Raw genomic sequence first — 16807 nt, forward strand, 5'->3', positions numbered from 1 at the left:
GGCGGGCATTTTTCACTCTCATTCCGTTTCCCCCGTTCGTGGCTTGGAAGCTGCCACGCCCCGCTCTAGCATGGGTTTTTCACGAGGCGGACGGTTGGGGGATCAGTGACATACGGGGTGAGAAATGCTGCAACAGCCGGTATCGACGTGAGCATGCCGAGTGTGGCGCGGATGTACGACTGGCTGCTGGGCGGCGTCGACAACTACGCTGCGGACCGCAGAGAATGCGAGAAACTCCTTCAGATCGCACCCAACTCCAGGCGCCTTGCCCGAAACAACCGCAGCTTCCTCCGCAGGGTTGTGCGGGTTCTGGCACAGGAATACGGTGTGCGTCAGTTCATCGACCATGGTTCAGGTCTCCCGACGCAGGACAACGTGCACCAGATCGCCCAGCGGGTCGACAAGCGGTCCCGGGTTGTCTACATCGACAAGGACCCCAGCGTGCTGGCCCATGGGCGGGCCGTTCTGGAGGAGAACGAGAACACCCTGGTCCTCAATGCCGACATGCGCCAGACGGACGAGATCTTTTCGCACCCCGAGGTGCGGCATTTGATCGACTTCACACAGCCTGTCGCGGCCCTGTTCGTGTCTGTGCTGCACTGCCTGCCTGACCGTGACCGCCCCGGCGAACTCGTACGAGAGGTGGCGCAGCGGCTGCCGTCCGGCAGTTTCCTGGTGGTCTGCCAACTCGTCAGCAGCCGCGCCGACGTGCGGGAGCGGGTGACCGAGTTGATGCGTGTGGCGACCGACGACAACTGGGGCAGGGTCCGCGAGGAGCACGAGGTGCGGAGCTTCTTCGACGGCATGCAGCTCCTGGAGCCAGGGCTGGTGGATGTCGCCGGATGGCGGCCTGACAGCGCGGTCGCATTCCGGTCCAAGCCAGGCGAGTGGGTGGAGTGGGGCGGCGTGGCCCGCCTGTGACCAGTGCTCTTGTGCACAGGTCACGTCCTTCTGGGGGTTTGCCGCATCTGCCGGCCCCGGCAGGAATCCCGTCCTTTGCGGCCAGGAGAACGTCGGCGGGAACGGTCTGGTTTACCAGTCGGCGTACCCCGCCCGGGCTGCGTAGCGGGCACGGGCTTCCTTCAGCATGCTCTCGCTGTCTTTCATCCGCGCCGACGCGGCCAGAAGATTGAGCAGCACGTTCCGGTACTGCTCAATCTCCGCAGCGCGGCTGAGGTAGAGGGCACTGTCGATGAGCTCGACGTAGATGAGTTCGGAGGGGCCGCCGTCACCGAAGACCAGGTGGGTGATCGGATAGCTGGGGGCGACGCTGGCGCTGCGTTCGAAGGGCACGATGCGGATGTTGATGCCGTCGTGGCGTGAGAGCTGCAGGAGGTGGTCCAGTTGCTGCCGCATCACTGCCGGTCCGCCGACAGGCCGTTGCAGGATCCCCTCGTCCAGCATCGCAACGATGCCGGGACGGTGGGCGGTACGGAGGATGCACTGGCGGTCCAGGCGCAGGCGCACCCGGCGTTCCACTTCCTCGGGGCTGGCGCCCGGAAGCCCGTTGGTGACCAGGGAGCGGGCGTAGTCAGCGGTCTGCAGCAGTCCCGGCACCACGTGGTTTTCGTAGCAGTAGATCTGAGTGGCAGCCGCTTCCAGACCAATCAGGCGCTTGAGCCAGTTCGGGGTGACATCGCTGTACTGCTGCCACCAGGCGCTGTCTCTGGCCTGCCGCAGCAGGCTCTCGATCTCGTGGGCCTGTTCACCGGTCATCCGGTAGAAGGTCACCAGGTCACGTACGTCGCGTTCCTTGGGCGGGCTCTCGCCCCGTTCAAGGCGGCTGAGCTTGGAAACGGAGCCGCGGATGACCGGCGCCACGTCCCGCAGCGGCAGACGGCGCTCTCTACGGGCCTGCCGCAAGGCCTCGCCCAGCAGGCGCGCCGCCGCTTCCGGCCTCGCGGTCTGCCCGTAGTCGGCAACGACAGGCGCAACGGCGTCCTCACGCACCGCGGAACCGTCGGACATGCAAGCTCCCCTGCAGAACGGCCTTGAACCGCGCCAGTTTTGCAGACATCCGCACTGCATGTCCGACGGTTGCCGTCACCTTGGTCAGCCGATCAGATGATCGAACTCACCATCCCTGGCGCCTGACACGAACGCCGCCATCTCAGCGCGGGAATACACCAGCGCCGGGCCGTGCGGGTCACGGGAATTACGTACCGCGACCTCTCCGCCGGGCAGGGCCGTCACTTCGACGCAGTTGCCGCCTGTGGCGTTGCTGCGGGTGCTCTTCACCCACAGTGCACTGGTGATCTCGTCGGCCGGAACTCCGTTCGGGTACTGCAATGGTGTCACCTTCTCTGTTCACTCGACGAAGTCCCACCGAGCGAGTCCCCTTTCTGGGCACCCCGCACACGGACCTCTGCGCAGCTCACACCGGGAATGCGATCCCATATGCAATTGCATGGGGGTGGGTTGCGAGGATCGTAGCCGCTTCCACCGGTGTGGCGGTGTCCCCCACAAGTGGGCACCGGGCACGCGGCTCCATGACTTTCGTGCAAAGCCAACCGGACCGGATACCTCAAGGCGTTCAAAGGCTTCGAGGCGGAGCCGGAGGAGTCAACGACGAACGCGATCACGTCCACCTCCTGGTGCACTACCGCCCCAAGGTCGCCGCCTCAAGCTGGTCAACGGCCTCAAGAGCGCCTCCGCCCGCCGGATACGCCAGAAGTTTCACCGGCCAGATCAACCGCGCCGTCCGCACGGGCACCTGCGGTCACCCTCGCACTTCTCCGCATCATGCGGCGGAACACTGCTGTCGCTCGTCCACCAGTACATCGAGCAGCAAGACGTCCGCTCCAAGGTGCACGTCAGAGCAGGCTTGGGACGCGTCCTCCCCAGTGTGAACGCCGGGGCCTTTTTCACCGGTCCCGGCGCAGTCGACGCTGGGGACCGCTGGTCGGGCATCGACGTGCCGTTCCTCATCGCGGGCAACCTCGCCAATGCGCTGGACGGCTGATTGGGGAGCCTCTACGAAGAGTTCACCGCCAGGCAACTGAGACCTGCCGTCGAGCTCCACGATTTATCGGGTGTCCTCCTGCCCAGCTGACCGGAGGTCAACGTCGGGTGCATCCCAGCGGATGAGTTCGGCCCACCCGGGCCGAACTGGTGCGCTGTCTTCGGTGAGGCCGTGCAGCTCAATACCGCCGGGCCATGACCACCCTGCCTGTCCTGGCATCGCGCTTTGCACTCATCCACCTGTACCGAAGGGGGAGCTACCCCGAGTGTCGTGGAGTCCGACGATCTTGTTTCAGGCGGACCGCTGGCAGGCTTCCTGTTGCCGCCGCGAGTCGGGGTCATATTCGACGGACGGTACCCGGTCGGAAGCAGGAAGGAGCCGTTCCTCGTTGTACCGCGCCCCCACTGAAAGATGGCCTGGCCGAAGTCCCGCCACGCCCTGTGCCGTCACTCGCCTCGGCCTTCGCGTCGTCGTACGAGTCCGCAACGGAGCCGACCGAGGTGATGGCACCGATGCCCGCGAGCCGACATTGACTGAGGCTTTTCCATCATTGGTCTGAGCTGGCCAGATGCAGGGTGAGAACGGCCTGGACGAGGCAGGTGATCCGGGTGGTCGAGCACCGGAGCTTCGAAGGAGCCACCAGGACTTGAGGGTGGCCATGGCCTGCTCGACGAGTGCGCGGATCTTCGCGTGGGACCCGGTTCACCGGCTGCTGACCGGTGGAAAGGGTCTCCCATCGCCCCCAGCACGGGTACGGACCGTGCCGTCGGCACCCCGATAGCCCTTGTCGGCCCAGCACTTGATGTCCGCCTCGGCAAGGGCGTCGACGATGCCGTGTTCGCGGGCCGCGCGGACGGCGTGGGACGGGCCGGCACCCGCTGGCGTCGACTCACCTGCGGCCGAAAGGCGTTGATGGCCCTGGCGCACCTGCGTTACGGTCACACGTTCGCCCAGCTCGCGGCCGGGTTCGGCGTCGGCCTGGCCACGGCGCACCGCTACGTCAGCGAGGCCGTGGATGTCCTGGCCGTCCTCGCCCCCACGCTCCAGCAGGCCATGGCCGTCGCCGCACGGAAGGCGTTCGTGATCCTGGACGGGACCCTGCTGCCCATCGACTGCATCGCGGCCGCCCGCCCCTTCTACTCCGGCAAGCATCGCAGGCACGGCATGAATGTCCAGGTCCTCACTGACCCGTTCGGGAAGCTCGTCTGGGCTTCGTCGGCCCTGCCCGGCGCCGTCCACGACATCAAGGCGGCCCGCACCCACGCCTGCTCGACGCCCTCAACGCCAGCAGCGTCCCTTGCTGGGCCGACAAGGCGTACCAGGGCTCCGGCCCGCCGCCCGCGTCCCCTTCCGCGGCCGCTGGGACAAGCTCTCCACCGGGAAGAAGGCCGTCAACCGCGCTCACGCGAAGATCCGCGCACTCGGCGAACAGGCCATGGCCATCCTCAAGTCCTGGCGCCTGCTGCGGAAGCTCCGCTGCAGCACCAACCGCATCACCGGCCTGGTCAAGGCCGTCCTGACCCTGGAGCTGACCGCCTCGACCTGAGGATGAAGGCCTCGCTGCCTCCTATACTCCTGGCGTGTCTGATACGTCGAACCTCTTCCATGTTTCGTCCGTGCTCAATCGGCAGTCGATCGCACAGCATGGCCTGGATTGGACCCGCATGGGGGCCGCACCGGGAATCGCCGGCAGCCGCCGCCCTGAGGTGGAGGGGAGCTTCGTCTGTCGGGGCGAGGAGGAAGCAGAGTTCTTCCTTGAGATCATCAACAACACCGGTGGACCGGTTGATCTCTGGTCCGTGGACGGCGTCGATGAAGGGTTGCTCCTCGACAACGGCAATGGATTCGTCTATCTGCCCGGCCGCATACCAGCCGCGCGAGTCCGCCTCGTGCGATCAGACGTTCCTCCTGCTTGATTTCTGACTTCGCGCGGTGTACGGCTGGGGCCAGGCCGACGCGGAATCCGGCTGCGAGCTCGGCGAAGGTGTGGTTGCAGCGCATGTGGTTCGTCAGCGCGTGGCGACTGCAGGTCAGCGTCGTCGGGTGCCGATCTGTCACCGCCTAGCGGCCAGCTCCCGCCGAAGCAGTCGCAGTGCGGAAGTGGATAGATCCAGCCCGGATGGGTGGCAAGAACTCGGGGCTCCAGGCGGAGAAGGGTGCTGTTGGGCGACAACCCATCTACGTGGAGCTTCGTTGTCCCGCCACCGCTCGATCTCACAACCAGGTTGGAAGGGCTCAGTGAGAGCGGCTCCACCAGAAAGGTCCTGGTCAGACGGCGCTTTCTAGGGGTCGTCGCAACACGTGGTCGTGTTGATCAGGCTGCGAGCAGTTTATGCAGGCGCTCGGCCGGGGGTTTCCCAGCCGAGCGTTTTGCGTGGGCGGCCGTTGAGTTCGGCGGTGACGGCGTCCAGGTGTTCGCGGGTGTGGGCGGATAGGTCGGTGCCCTTGGGGACGTACTGTCGCAGCAGGCCGTTGGGGGTTCTCCGTATCGGTGGACGGCAGGACGAGGGAAGAGAAGGGGTGTGTCAGGCGGCTCGGCGGCGGCGCAGTTCGAACACGCCGACTTACACAGTCACAGACATGTTCCGGCTGGTCTGCCGGACGGGACTTGGGCTGCAATGTTCAGCGGGCGTCGAAGTGCCGACGTGCGGTTTCAATCTCGTCGTTGTGGTCGGTCGCCCACTGGGCAAGGAGGGTGACGATGGTACGGAGGCTGCTGCCGAGCGGGGTGAGTTCGTATTCGACCCGTGGAGGGACTTCTGCGTAGGCAGTGCGCTTGACGAGTCCGTCGCGTTGCAGATGGCGCAGGGTGAGGGTGAGCATCCGCTGGGAGATGCCCGGGACGCTCTGGTGGAGTGCGCTGAACCGCAGGGGCCCGGAGAGGGCGAGGATACCGATGATGAGGACGGACCATTTGTCGCCGACGCGGTCCAGGGTCTCGCGGATGGGGCGGCCGTTGTCCGGCCAGGATGCACAGGGATGAGGCAGCGCCACAGGTGCTGAGACCATTGGGGCGGTGGGGGTTCCTGACATGAATGTGCCTTTTGTAAGCGTGGCTACGCATCACTAGCGTGGGGTTACGAACACATCGTAACTATCGCGAGGAGCATGGAATGTCTTGCACCATAGCCGTGGTTGGTGCGGGTCCCGGCCTGGGGCGTGCCATCGCCCGCCGATTTGGTTCGGCAGGGCACCCCGTCGCCTTGATCTCCCGTACCCGGGGCAAGTTGGAGCCGATCGCTGAGTCACTGAGGGGCGAGGGAATCACGGTAGGAGTCTTCCCTGCCGACGTCACTGATACGGAAGGACTTACCTCCGCCCTCAGCTCCGCAGCCGCGGAACTGGGACGGATCGGCCTGCTGTCCTATAGTCCCGGCACCAACTTGGACCACACCTCGAGCCAGGGGCCCGACGTCGCCGCGTGGGGCTTCACCAGTGCACTTCAGACCACGGCTGCTTCAGCCCGTGCACAGTTCGAGCTGATCGTCGCGGGTGCCCTGACCGCGTCGCGGGCAGTCCTGCCGGCCATGCGCGAGTCCGGTGACGGTGCCCTGCTATTCACCACTGGCATGTCCGCTGTCAGGCCTATGCCGATGATGGGCAACACCGGAATCGCGATGGCGGGGCTGCGTAACTGGGCCAGCGCCATCCACGGCGATCTGGCGAGGGAGGGCGTGTACGTCGGGCACCTCTCGATCGGACTGCCGATCGTGCCGGGCTCGGGGGACGGCGACCCGGACGCGATTGCCGAGCGTTGGTTCCAACTCGCCCAGACGCGCGACACCTTCGAGGCAACTGTGGGATTCTGACCTCCCAAAAGAACTGCGCGGACCTGGCGATTTCCATACAGCGAGGTCTTTTCAACCTGCTGGTGAGCTGGCGTGATGCAGGGTGAGGACAGCTTGGACCAGGCCCGTGATGCGGGTGGTCGAGCAGCGGAGTTTGCGAAGGAGTCGCCAGTTCTTGAGGGTAGCCATGGCTTGTCCGACGAGGGCACGGATTTTGGCCTGGGATCGGTTCACGGCCTGCTGACCTGTGGAAAGTGTCTCCCATCGGCCGCGGAACGGAACCCGGACCGTACCGCGGGCGCCCTGGTAGCCCTTGTCCGCCCAGCAAGGGATTCGGGCCTGGTCGAGGGCGTTGATGATGCCGTGTTCGCGGGCCGCCCGAACGTCGTGAACGGCTCCTGGCAGTGCGGGCGAGGCCCATAGCAGCCGGCCGAACGGATCGGCGATGACCTGCACGTTCATGCCGTGCTTCTTATGCTTCCCCGAGTAGAAGGGCCGGTCGGCGGCGATCCGGTCGATGGGGAGGAGCGTCCCGTCGAGCAGGACGTACGCTTTCGTCGAAGCAGCCCGGACGGCCTCGTCGAGGGTCGGTGCCAGTGCGGCCAGCAGGTCGACGGCCTCGCTGATGTAGCGGTAGACCGTGCTCGTCCCGACCCCGAAACCCGCCGCGAGCTGGGCGTACGTGGTTCCGTTCCGCAGATGCGCCAACACCAGCAGGGCTTGACGGCCGACCGGGAGCCGACGCCAGCGGCTCTTGATCCGACGATGGTGTTCTCGCAGGCGAGCAGCGAGGAAGGACAGGGATCGACTGGACACGTCCAGCCCACACGGGTAGACAAGCATGCGAAGCCTCTGGTGGGTACCGGGTGATCTTGGTCGTGAACCCGTCTACCAGGGGCTTCACTCATCTGTCGACCCAACTGACCAGCTCACGAGGCAAGTTGGCAAAGGCTCATTGGTGCACGGCGGCGGTGACGTCGCCTCCTGCGGCGTCGACGCGGCGGGCGAAGTCTGCGGCGTCATAGCCGCCGGTGGTGGCGGAGCCGTAGGAGCGTTCTTCGGTGTGGTCGGCGCGTTGGATGACGTTGCGGCGGATGCCAGGTGAGTCGGTGCGGCTGCCGGAGGGGTGCAGGTAGGCGGTTTTTGCGAGGCGGACGGTGAAGGCCAGGCGCAGTCCTTGGCGGGCTGCTTCGGCGATCAGGGGGCGTAGGCGGGTGGAGCCGGAAGCGATGGCCTGGGCGGCGACGCGGCCGGCGCCGGTTCCGGTGGGGGTGATCAGGACGGCTTTGCGGCGGACGCGGGCGGGTGTGCCGGAGGTGGTGGTACGGCGGGTGGTGTGGCGGGCGGCGATGGTAGCAAGTTCGGGCAGGTCGGTGATGCCGCCGGCCTCGATGGCGGTCAGGACGTGGCGCAGGGCGGTGATGAAGGCTGCGCCTTTGTTTTGGGTGTAGAACTGCGAGACGAGGGAGGGGTCTCGGTTGATGATGCGGGCGATGTCGCGTTTGGTGTAGCCCGCTGCCTGGAGCTGGTCGGCGAGCTGGGCGGCCTCGTTCAACTGGCGCGGTGCGGCGGGGACGTGGCGGCATCAGTTCTGTCCCCCGTTCCGGGCAAGGGCGATACGTCCGGCGTCGCGCAGAGCGAGGGGTTCTTCCTCGGTGGTGGGGGGCGGCCACGTGGTGGGTGAGGTGGCCCTTCAGGAGGTAGTCGCCGGGTTGGTGGTGATAGGGCCAGTTCTGGGGCTGGGTGAGGTAGAGGGCGTCGGTGCGGAAGGCGACGACGCTGCCGGGCGGGGTGTGCAGGGCGCCGGCGTAGGTGTCGTCGTCGCGGTGGCGTTGGGTAAGCAGGGCGGCGCGGGCGCCAGACCAGATCGCGGCAGCCCATTCGGGGTGGGCGTTGGGATCCCGGGCCAAGCCGGTGGGCTTCTGCCAGGTGATCAGCTCGTCATCGAAGCCGATGATTTCCTCTGCTCGGTTGTGCGGCTGAACGTCCCGGTTACAGACCGAACTGGTTCATCAGATCCGCGCACAGTTCGTTGGCACTGCTGCGCCCCTCGTCGTCGGCCGCCGCCGGGGAGAGCGCTGTGTGCGCGGGTTGGAGGTAATGGGGCCGGCGGGCGTACGGCGGTGTGTTCTCGGGGCCGTCACCCCACGTGGAGGTGAGCGGCGCCAGGGCTCTGGGCCCGTCCGGAGAGATGATCGCCGCCGTGAGTTGCAGCGTGCTGTCCAGGCGGAGCTTCCTTTGCTGCTCCTGGGCGGTGGCGATGAAGTCGAAGCAGCATGCCGTCACCAGGCGCTCGGACACGGGGAGGGCATCGTCTTGGCCCGGGGGCTCCTCCCTCTCACGGATGAAGGACAGATTGGCCGCCATCACCACGGTGCCGTCATAGTGCAGCTCGGTGATGACCTCCCGGTTCATGGGCAACTCGAAGTTGTTGCATACCCAGCGGCGCAGTCCTGGGCGCGGGTTGAGCCGGGTGTCCCCCATCCCGACAAGGGGGCCAGGCACCGTCTTCCGGGTAAGTAAGGCCTGGGCTCGCTTCGTGGCGGCCTTCAGGACGGCGCGTGCCTCATCCCTGTCCATCGTGTAGGCCCCACGGGGGAGGGGGCGCTGCGGGCGGGAAACTGCGACGAACCATGCCGACGGAGCTGTGGCGTGTGCGGCGATGGTCTTGGTGGTGAAGTCGATGTGGCGCTGGATTTCTTCCTCTGCCCGGCCGATGCGGGCGAAGCGGTCGCGGTAGGCGCGCTCGATCTGGTGCTCTGCCATCCAGGCGGTGTGGTCGTTGTCCCGGTACGGGACGACCGCGGCCTGCTGGTCCTTGTCCTTGGCGGCGGTGCCGTACACGAAGTGCGGTGCCAGCTCGCTGGCCGGCACATCGACGACCAGGACGGTCTTCGTCCCGTCGCTCAGCTCGAATATGTCCAGGTCCGGCAGGTAGGGCTGGACATGGTTGCGGATCCACTGGGCGTACTGCTGCCGGTTGACCTCGTCGGGGTCGATGCCCACCAGGGCAGTCGTCTTGTCCTGGACCCCGAAGATGATCAGCCCGCCACGGGTGTTGGCCATGGCGGCTACGTCCTTGGCGAACTCGTTCCACCGGCCGTCCCTGAGCGGCTGAGGGAGTGCCTCCTTCCAGTCCAGGTCGTCGGACTCCTCCAGGTGGTCCGCTGCGGCCTGGCGGACCATATCGAAGGTGAGGGGGCCGGGCGGGCATCCGAGGTGTTCGTGGAGTCTTGTCCATGTGCGTGCCATGCGCGGCAGCGTAGGACGCTTTCCCCGCGTTGGGCAGGCATTGATTAACACTTCAGGCGACTGATGGCTCACCCTGAATAGGAGAGCCCCGGTACTCACTCGGAACACATCGGGCGCCGCTGCTGTCTGGCGGCCTCCCGGACTCGGCAAGGGGCGAGAACCGTTTCCGCCGACGTCCCGGAGGCCGTTGTGCTGTTCCATCTGCTCCACTACCTGGCCGACCTGGCGGCTGTTCCTGACGGCGACGCCCTGGCGCTGCTGCGCGACCTGACCGGCACCGCCTACGGGACGGCTCGCCTGGTTCGGCTGCTGCGGCGTCCCGGCCGGCGCCGGGGCCGCCGGGTGGTAGAACCGGGCATGACCTTCATAACGCCGGGCATGGCCGCTGCTGGCATCAAGGCCACGGGCAGCGTGGCCAGCGCTCTGATCGGACGGTACCGGCCCACGGGCGTGCCCCGGCTGGGCAGCAACGAGGACCGCGCAGAGGCCTACCGGCGGCTGCTGGACGCCTCCGCCCGCTCGTTCGGTTACGCCTACCAGTTCGCCCACCTCCGGCGTGAGGCCGGGCGGTCGGCGAACAAGGTGTTGCTGGGCCAGTTGCCCCAAGCGTGGGAACTCAGCAGCGAACTCATCGGCGCGCTGCAGGGCGTGCGGCTGTGCGGCAGCGTGCACGTCATCGCCGCAGCGGAGACCCTCGTTGCCGCGACCGGCGACCTGGATCTGAACGAGAAGAACGCCGGCCGCTTCCAGCAGCAGGCCGATGCTGTGGTGGCCGCCCGCGATGCGTTCCTGGACGTCTGCCGGGAAGACCTCACCTATACCGCCCGCTGGTGGCAGGTGCGTCGACGGATCAAGGAGCGCCGCTTCCTGCGCGAGCAGGCCGAGCGCTGAGGTGCCGGCGGTGGCGCGGTCGGCGCATGCCACCACTGCCCCTGCACGGGGAGGCACCCGGTCCGGGTGAAGCTCCGCGTGACGACGAACCCTGACAGTCTTCAGCGCGTCGTGCCGAACATGGAGCCGATCAACGAACTGCACCTGAGGGAACCCGGGCTGGTCGTCGTCGACGTCGCGGCCGTCGACGACCGCACCGCCCTCGCCTTTCAGCAGGAGCTGGCCTCTCTGTGGGCCACCGCCATCGCCGACCGCACCACGCGTGACCCAGGTCAGCCTGGTGTCCGGCTGCGCTGCTACCTGGACCTGCGCCAGGACGTCGTCGTCGAATGACACTGCCACCCGCCGCGTACCCGGCTGATCCGGCGGAGAAGCCACTCGTCAGCGTGTTCGGAACTACGAGGTCGTGTGGTCGGGGGTCCGGGAGGTGGGGTGGGAAGTGGCGCTCCAGGATCTCCGCCCAGCGGTCCAGGACGAAACGAAGCCACGCCAAGCTCGCCCGGCTTCCGTATCGTGCAGTCGACCGACGCGATGACGCGTCTCGCGGCACGCAGCCAGCCGAAAGGGTCCGTACCCAGTCCATAGACGGGCCGAGACCGAAAGACGAAGGCAGCAGCCTCCGCGGCGGAATGCTTTGCATTCGACTGAGGTGCAGCGAGTGCTGACGTCAGTTGCTCGCGTGTGCAAAGAGGTGCCAGGGCTCCCACGTACACAGTCGCCATTCTCCCGGCCACGGGTCTGGCTTGGGATAGGCCTTGGCGTCTTCGCGGATCCATCGGAGAGAGACGGTCGCCGACGGTCCGCTGGCGCGGTGCAGGCGGGCCGTAACGGTGCAGGCGGCGGGCATGTCGTGGGCTACGGCGAGGATGTCGAAGGCGGTCAGACGGTAGTCCTCGTAGGCCCGGCGGATCTCGCTGCGTACGGCCTTGCCGTGCTTGGCGTGCGCGTCCTGGGTGATGAGATCACTCATGGACCCGTAGTTTCGGCGCACCCACCACGTGAGCAGGCGCTCCGAGCCCTGCCGGGCGGTCGTCGGCCGGGGCGCTGTCGGACGAGCGGCGCGAGCAGCTGGAGGACATCGACCCCTCCTGGTGCCCCAGCTGGCCGGTGGAGTGGCAGCGCGCCTTCCACCTCGTCCGGCTCCACCTAGAGGCCGGCCGCCCGCTGCCGACCGAGCCCAGCGACGTGCACCAGGGCGAGGACCTCGGACGGTGGGTACGCTCGGTCCGGCTCGGCTGGGACAACCTCACCACCGTCCAGCAGTGGATGTGCAAGCACATCCTCGGGATCGAGCCCGCCGGCGAGGACGAGAAGCCGCCCCCGCGCCGCACGCAGGCCGACAAGTGGGCGCTGAACTACGAGGCCGCCAAACAGTTCTACGAGCGCGAGGGGCACCTGCGAGTGCCGAGGAAGCACGTCGAACGGATCGTCGTCGGCGAGGACCAGGAGGAGCGGGAGCTCCGGCTCGGGGCGTGGATCGGGAACCAGCGCAGCCGGGCCGCGACGCTGTCCCCGGAGCGGGTGGAGCAGCTGTCCGCGATCGGGATGCGGTGGATGTAGCCGTGTAGGCAAGCACAGCAGCGGGGCCAGGCAGGATGAACCTGGCTGACCCCGCTGCGGTCGTCAGTCGCCGACCTCTTCTTCAGGGGGTACGTCTGCAGGCCGCGCCTCACCGGGTTCTGCAGGGGGTATGGGGACGAGTCTGTTTGTATCGGACAGCTCGAGTGGCCGGTGAATGCCCTCGATCGGAGGGGAGTCGTTGTCGGTGACGATGATCTGCAGGCGGTCGATGTGTTCGGTGGCAGTGCGTAGGAGGCTGGCGTACATCTTGCGCAGGCGTTCAAGGTCGACACCTTCGTGGCCGACGTTGCTGCTGATGCCGTCGATGATCAGGATGTTAGGCAGTGGGATGTCGCCATCGTTCAGTGCTACGTGTTGGTGTGCAAGGACGTGGGCGACGTTGACCAGTACCTCGACGCCTTGCGATTGCAGGTCGGCGAAGGGACGGCCATCTACGACAGGCAAGTACGTCTTCTTATTGATGTAGGAGCCTGGCTGGTCGTCGAAGCGGGGTGCGTCGAAGCTGCGGAGCGCGGCTTCGAAGGCGTCGTCTAGTTTCCTCAGGCGTTCGCTGACAGCTTGGTTGCTGTGGCGGGTGGCGTCGATTTTACTGTTAAGGTCTTCTTGTTCGCGTTCCAGTTCCGCCACCCGTTCGGCCTGTCCTGCCAGCCGGTCGTGCAGGGCCAGGCCGTCGTCCAGGCGGGCGAGGTGCTCCTCGAGTCGGGCCTGTTGGGCCGCGGCACTTCGGATGCGGTCTGCCTGGTCGGTGATGTAGGTGGAGGTCGCACGGTCCAGTTGGGCGCCAAGGTCTGTCCGGTGTTCGGTCTGGGCAGCAAGTGCTGTCTGGAGCTGAGCGAGCCGGCGGGTGCTCCGGACGATGAGTTCTTCTGTCTCGGTTACTTGCTCGATGACCCTGTCCTGCTCGGCAGCGAGGGACGAGGGCGCCGGCAGGTCGGGTGGGGTCTGGAGACAGAGGCGGCAAGTGTGCTCGTCTCCCCTGTCCGGTACGCCGGCTCCGCAGCGGGGGCAGGTGTGGAACTCGAAGTCGTTGAGGAGTCGCTCGGCGACCAGGGCGCGCGTCAGTCGACGGCTCTGGGCGATGAGTTGTCCGTGCAGTTCCCGGAGGTTGGTGGTGGAGACGGCTTCAGCCTCGGTGGCACCCGCGATCCGGGCGATCTCCGCTTCCGTCTCGGCGATCCGCTCGCGGAGCGTGACGGTGTTCGGCCCGGTGAGGTTGATGTTGCCGGTGAGATGGATGTCAGCTTGGCGAGCGTGAGTGAGCTCCCGCTCAGTCTCCTGCCTCTCGACTTCCAGCTCGGCCCGGGAGGCGAAGGCGGTGGTCTGGAGGATCCGTTCGAGGGTGTTCGCATCTGCGGTGAGCGCTGTCAGCTCTGTGGTGACTTGGCGTAGACGGTCGCGCAGGCCGGCTGCCTCGGGGTCGTACAGGCCGTAAAGGATCTCGAAGACGTACTTGCGCTTGATGTTCTTGGAGTAGTTGTCCGGGGTTCCGAAGACGGAGGAGTCGATCTCCTTCTGCCTAAGGACGCAGTACATCAGGTAGTCACTGATGGTGACAGGAACCAGGGGGCTCCTGTCGTCGTTGGGAGCACGCGGAACGCTCAGGCGGGGCAGCTTCAGTACGTCGCGCCACCAATCACGGAAGGTCGCGTCGTACCCGGCTTGGAGCTGGCTGGCGGGCAGCCGCCAGACTTCCCGGCGGCCTGCGACCTCGGCGATCTCCACCATGGCGTTCGGTGTAGTGACCAGGGGACGAACGATGCGGAATCGGCGATCTCCGACCAGCACGGTACCGGCGATCGTCCGTCCTCGAAGCTCGGGGACGACACTCACGTCGGCACCGAGCAGGGCCCGAAGACAGCTGACGGTCGCGGTCTTTCCGCCGCTCATAGAACCGATGATCGCGTTCATGCCGGGTTCGAAGCGGATCGTGCGGCTGGTGCCGACCAGGGAGATCTCTTCGATGCGCAGTCTCATAGGTGGGTCCCCCAGTCCGCCTCGACGATGTCGGGGAACGTCTCGTAGATCAGGTTCTTCAAGGTGATGCCGGTCAGGTTGAAGTGCCGACGCAACAGCACTGCCCGGTCGCGCACCGGGCGCCAGCTCTCGCTTTCAGCAAGGGCACACGCCACGTCATGCCCAGCCGCAGTGGTGCAGTAGGTCGCAATGGCGTCCTCGTGTTTGGGCTCGATGAGTCCTTTGCCTGTGAGGGCGCCGAGCAGCGCGTAGTAGGCGGGGTCCCATGGCCCGTACTTGTATCGGATCATGCTCTGCTCGATCGTCCCCGTCAGCCACGGGTTCTCGCCAGCATCGACGTTCGGCCGCCGGACAGCCATGAGCCGGTCGAAGCGGTCGGGGTAGCGCAGCAGGAAGTCGAGCTTGGCCAGCTTCATGCGGCCCTCGATGCCGTTGCTCGTCTTGGCTTGGGAGAAGACGTCGATGAGTAGCAGCAGGCGGGCTTGGGCATCGGCCGAGGGTGGCCGTGCTGTCGGCATGGCGGTAATGGGCGCGGTGGTGTTAGGAGGCATCCCGGCCGCTCCCCCAGTCGAACTTGCACTCGTCCGAGATCGCGCATGCCCTGCCCATCAGGAGCACCCCGTCCTGGGCGTAGAGGGGATGGCGGTCGTACGTGCTGGGGTTGGCGTCGAGGAGCCGCTGTAGCTCGTCGAAGATGGCATCAGCGGGCTGGGGCTGCCCCTTGTGGGATCTGCCGGTGCGGCGAGCCAGCAGCAGGAGACGCTGGTCGAGGTCTGTCTCGATAGCCTGGTCGACCGGCCAGGCTCCCAGGGCCAGCTCTTTGAAACGGTGGCGCTCAGCGTGGGCTCGGAGCATCTGCGCCTCCTCGATGACTTCCCTGGACGCAGCACCCGCCCGGAGCTTGCGGACAAGCGCAGTCTCGGGACCATGCAGTTGTTGGGAAAGGTCTTCCAGCAGCACATGGTCGGGACGGATCAGACGCTGCCGTACGTCAGCGACGGCCGCTGCGGTGATGCGTTTGTTCAGCACAGCCGGGGGCGGACTGTCGAGAACCAAGAGCTCTGTCCACCGGGCTACCGGCATGCCTTGAGTCGCATCGCGAGTGCGCCGGAGCAACTCGATGTAGAGGGCGTCGATCGTCGCCATGGTGAGCCCCGGGCCTAGATCGGCCAGCACCCGCGTGTTGCGCAGTTCGATGTCACCGCGCCGTGGCAGCGGCCTGATGCGGACCAAGGGAAGGAAATCGGTGAGGGCGTCCTCTTTAACTTTCAGGTGCGTCGCAACCCGCTTGAGGCACGCCGCGTTGTCTCCGCCTTTCCCTTTGGCCAAGGCCACGACCGCCTCGTCTGCTGGGTCGAGATGGCCCTCGATGCCGGCGGTCAGCTGATAGGTCAGACCGGTGCCCGCCACGGTTGCGTGCGTACGCCACAAGCTCTTGAGGGGCCCGCTCTTGAACACGTCTGTGAGCGTCCAGGGCTCGACGGCATCCCTCGTTTTGATCTGCTGGAAATCCCAGAGCACTCCGTCGGCGCACCGGGGGTCGCCTCTGTGGGCGACGGTTACGTCCTCGATGTGCTCACAGGTCACATGGATGACCGTTCCGCCTGCGAGCATCTCCAGGACTGCTTGCACGGAGATGTGTATCTGGTATTCGAACCGCCGTACCGTGACCGACCCTGAGTCATCCGGTGCTTCAGTCTCAATTGGATCAGCCATCGGCCCCCCATCTCGTTACTCCCCGAGCACGCAGCGTAGGGGGTCTGTGATCTCCAGTCGACAGCCGGGGAGGTCCAGTCCCTTTGGCTGACCGCCTGGTGCTTGCAGCCGCCACAAAGCTGCGGGTGAGAGTCCTGGGTGCCCCAGTCCGACTTCGGTGACGTCTCTCACCGTGCGTCGGTGAACTTCGCCCCGTAGCCGGTGCAGACGGGGCGGCGCTCCTCTTGCTCGGCCGTCTTCTTCGCCGCTTGCTCCTGCGCCTCGCGCCGTACCTGTGCCTTGTGCTCCTCCTAGGCAAGCTCGGCCGCTTCCCGGGCACGGGCGTCGGCCGCCTCGCGACGGGAGTTGCCGATCGTCTCCCGCAGGGGCTCCATGTGGTCGCGGTCAAGGCGGAGGAATACCGAGTGGGCCTGGCCGGCACGGTGACCAAGGCCGCGGTTCATCCCGGAGTGCACCCAGGAGCTCTACGACGCCTGCGGAAGGCCGTCCAGCAGATCGCCAGTCCGTACGCGGACACGGCTGTACCGGATGACGATGGTTCGTGTCAGTCATGTGCCGATTCCGTCAGTTGGGTGCCGAAGTGCTGGAATACCTGGGAGCAGGACGGCAGGCCGTGCGGTCCAGTACTCGGCGGAGGGGCTGC

16 protein-coding genes and 2 pseudogenes are annotated in these 16807 nt (G+C 66.5%); 8 read left to right on the forward strand and 10 right to left on the reverse strand.

All coding sequences use genetic code 11. The features are described 5' to 3' along the window. Positions 1 to 117 precede the first annotated feature (117 nt). Entirely contained in the window at positions 118 to 921 is an 804-nt protein-coding gene (locus CP978_RS00415; protein WP_043436632.1) for an SAM-dependent methyltransferase, read from the forward strand. 111 nt (positions 922 to 1032) lie between these two features. Here CP978_RS00415 and CP978_RS00420 read toward each other — a convergent pair whose 3' ends face one another. Then, the gene (locus CP978_RS00420) at positions 1033 to 1968 is read right to left on the reverse strand and encodes a helix-turn-helix domain-containing protein (RefSeq protein ID WP_043447757.1); all 936 of its coding nucleotides are present in this window, start codon (positions 1966 to 1968) and stop codon (positions 1033 to 1035) included. Positions 1969 to 2052: 84 nt separating this feature from the next. Next, positions 2053 to 2289, reverse strand: a complete 237-nt coding sequence (locus CP978_RS00425; protein WP_043436635.1) for a DUF397 domain-containing protein — start codon at positions 2287 to 2289, stop codon at positions 2053 to 2055. A 118-nt stretch (positions 2290 to 2407) separates the two neighbouring features. Here CP978_RS00425 and CP978_RS36295 point away from each other — a divergent pair. The 3 genes and pseudogenes from CP978_RS36295 to CP978_RS00445 all read left to right on the forward strand — a co-directional run. Continuing rightward, positions 2408 to 2731 (forward strand): annotated as a pseudogene (locus CP978_RS36295) (hypothetical protein); the annotation flags it as partial. A gap of 1101 nt (positions 2732 to 3832) precedes the next feature. After that, positions 3833 to 4508 (forward strand): annotated as a pseudogene (locus CP978_RS00440) (transposase family protein); the annotation flags it as partial. 34 nt (positions 4509 to 4542) lie between these two features. After that, on the forward strand, positions 4543 to 4878 hold the full coding sequence (locus CP978_RS00445) for a hypothetical protein (protein ID WP_079161931.1): 336 nt from the start codon (positions 4543 to 4545) through the stop codon (positions 4876 to 4878). Between the two features lie 706 nt (positions 4879 to 5584). Here the strand turns inward: CP978_RS00445 and CP978_RS00450 are convergent. Continuing rightward, the gene (locus CP978_RS00450; protein WP_052453881.1) at positions 5585 to 5971 is read right to left on the reverse strand and encodes a winged helix-turn-helix transcriptional regulator; all 387 of its coding nucleotides are present in this window, start codon (positions 5969 to 5971) and stop codon (positions 5585 to 5587) included. Positions 5972 to 6075: 104 nt separating this feature from the next. Between CP978_RS00450 and CP978_RS00455 the strand changes: the two genes are divergently transcribed. Continuing rightward, complete coding sequence (locus CP978_RS00455) at positions 6076 to 6771, forward strand: SDR family NAD(P)-dependent oxidoreductase (protein ID WP_043447749.1); 696 nt, start codon at positions 6076 to 6078, stop codon at positions 6769 to 6771. 51 nt (positions 6772 to 6822) lie between these two features. On the opposite strand, the gene CP978_RS00460 is transcribed toward CP978_RS00455, so the two are convergent. From CP978_RS00460 to CP978_RS00475, 3 genes are all read right to left on the reverse strand, one after another. Beyond that, positions 6823 to 7593 carry a transposase family protein gene (locus tag CP978_RS00460; RefSeq protein ID WP_150478115.1) on the reverse strand — a complete coding sequence of 257 codons (771 nt, stop codon included), beginning with the start codon at positions 7591 to 7593 and terminating at the stop codon, positions 6823 to 6825. 109 nt (positions 7594 to 7702) lie between these two features. Continuing rightward, positions 7703 to 8305: a helix-turn-helix domain containing protein gene (locus CP978_RS00465; RefSeq protein WP_184750504.1), complete on the reverse strand. Its 603-nt coding sequence runs from the start codon at positions 8303 to 8305 to the stop codon at positions 7703 to 7705. Positions 8306 to 8742: 437 nt separating this feature from the next. Then, positions 8743 to 10002, reverse strand: a complete 1260-nt coding sequence (locus CP978_RS00475) for an AlbA family DNA-binding domain-containing protein (protein WP_043436643.1) — start codon at positions 10000 to 10002, stop codon at positions 8743 to 8745. Positions 10003 to 10191: 189 nt separating this feature from the next. Between CP978_RS00475 and CP978_RS00480 the strand changes: the two genes are divergently transcribed. Together CP978_RS00480 and CP978_RS00485 are read left to right on the forward strand one after the other, a co-directional pair. Next, positions 10192 to 10893, forward strand: coding sequence for a hypothetical protein (locus CP978_RS00480; protein WP_043436645.1), 702 nt, complete (start codon positions 10192 to 10194; stop codon positions 10891 to 10893). Positions 10894 to 10971: 78 nt separating this feature from the next. Next, on the forward strand, positions 10972 to 11226 hold the full coding sequence (locus CP978_RS00485) for a DUF6207 family protein (RefSeq protein ID WP_311774998.1): 255 nt from the start codon (positions 10972 to 10974) through the stop codon (positions 11224 to 11226). A gap of 334 nt (positions 11227 to 11560) precedes the next feature. Here CP978_RS00485 and CP978_RS00490 read toward each other — a convergent pair whose 3' ends face one another. Beyond that, on the reverse strand, positions 11561 to 11863 hold the full coding sequence (locus CP978_RS00490; protein ID WP_043436648.1) for a hypothetical protein: 303 nt from the start codon (positions 11861 to 11863) through the stop codon (positions 11561 to 11563). A 137-nt stretch (positions 11864 to 12000) separates the two neighbouring features. Between CP978_RS00490 and CP978_RS00495 the strand changes: the two genes are divergently transcribed. Next, positions 12001 to 12453 (forward strand): helicase associated domain-containing protein, encoded by a 453-nt coding sequence (locus CP978_RS00495; protein WP_376697900.1) that lies wholly within the window; start codon positions 12001 to 12003, stop codon positions 12451 to 12453. A gap of 63 nt (positions 12454 to 12516) precedes the next feature. On the opposite strand, the gene CP978_RS00500 is transcribed toward CP978_RS00495, so the two are convergent. From CP978_RS00500 to CP978_RS00510, 3 genes are read right to left on the reverse strand one after another with little or no spacing between them, the layout of a single operon-like run. Continuing rightward, positions 12517 to 14448, reverse strand: a complete 1932-nt coding sequence (locus tag CP978_RS00500) for a hypothetical protein (protein WP_043436650.1) — start codon at positions 14446 to 14448, stop codon at positions 12517 to 12519. Beyond that, a complete protein-coding gene (locus tag CP978_RS00505) occupies positions 14445 to 14966 on the reverse strand; it encodes a hypothetical protein (protein ID WP_043436653.1) in 522 nt (173 codons plus the stop codon). Before CP978_RS00505 ends, CP978_RS00500 begins: the two co-directional genes overlap by 4 nt. 22 nt (positions 14967 to 14988) lie before the next feature. Continuing rightward, positions 14989 to 16164 (reverse strand): dsDNA nuclease domain-containing protein, encoded by a 1176-nt coding sequence (locus CP978_RS00510; protein WP_043436655.1) that lies wholly within the window; start codon positions 16162 to 16164, stop codon positions 14989 to 14991. Positions 16165 to 16807 lie beyond the last annotated feature (643 nt).

It is taken from the genome of Streptomyces nodosus (assembly GCF_008704995.1).
Lineage (GTDB): Bacteria > Actinomycetota > Actinomycetes > Streptomycetales > Streptomycetaceae > Streptomyces > Streptomyces nodosus.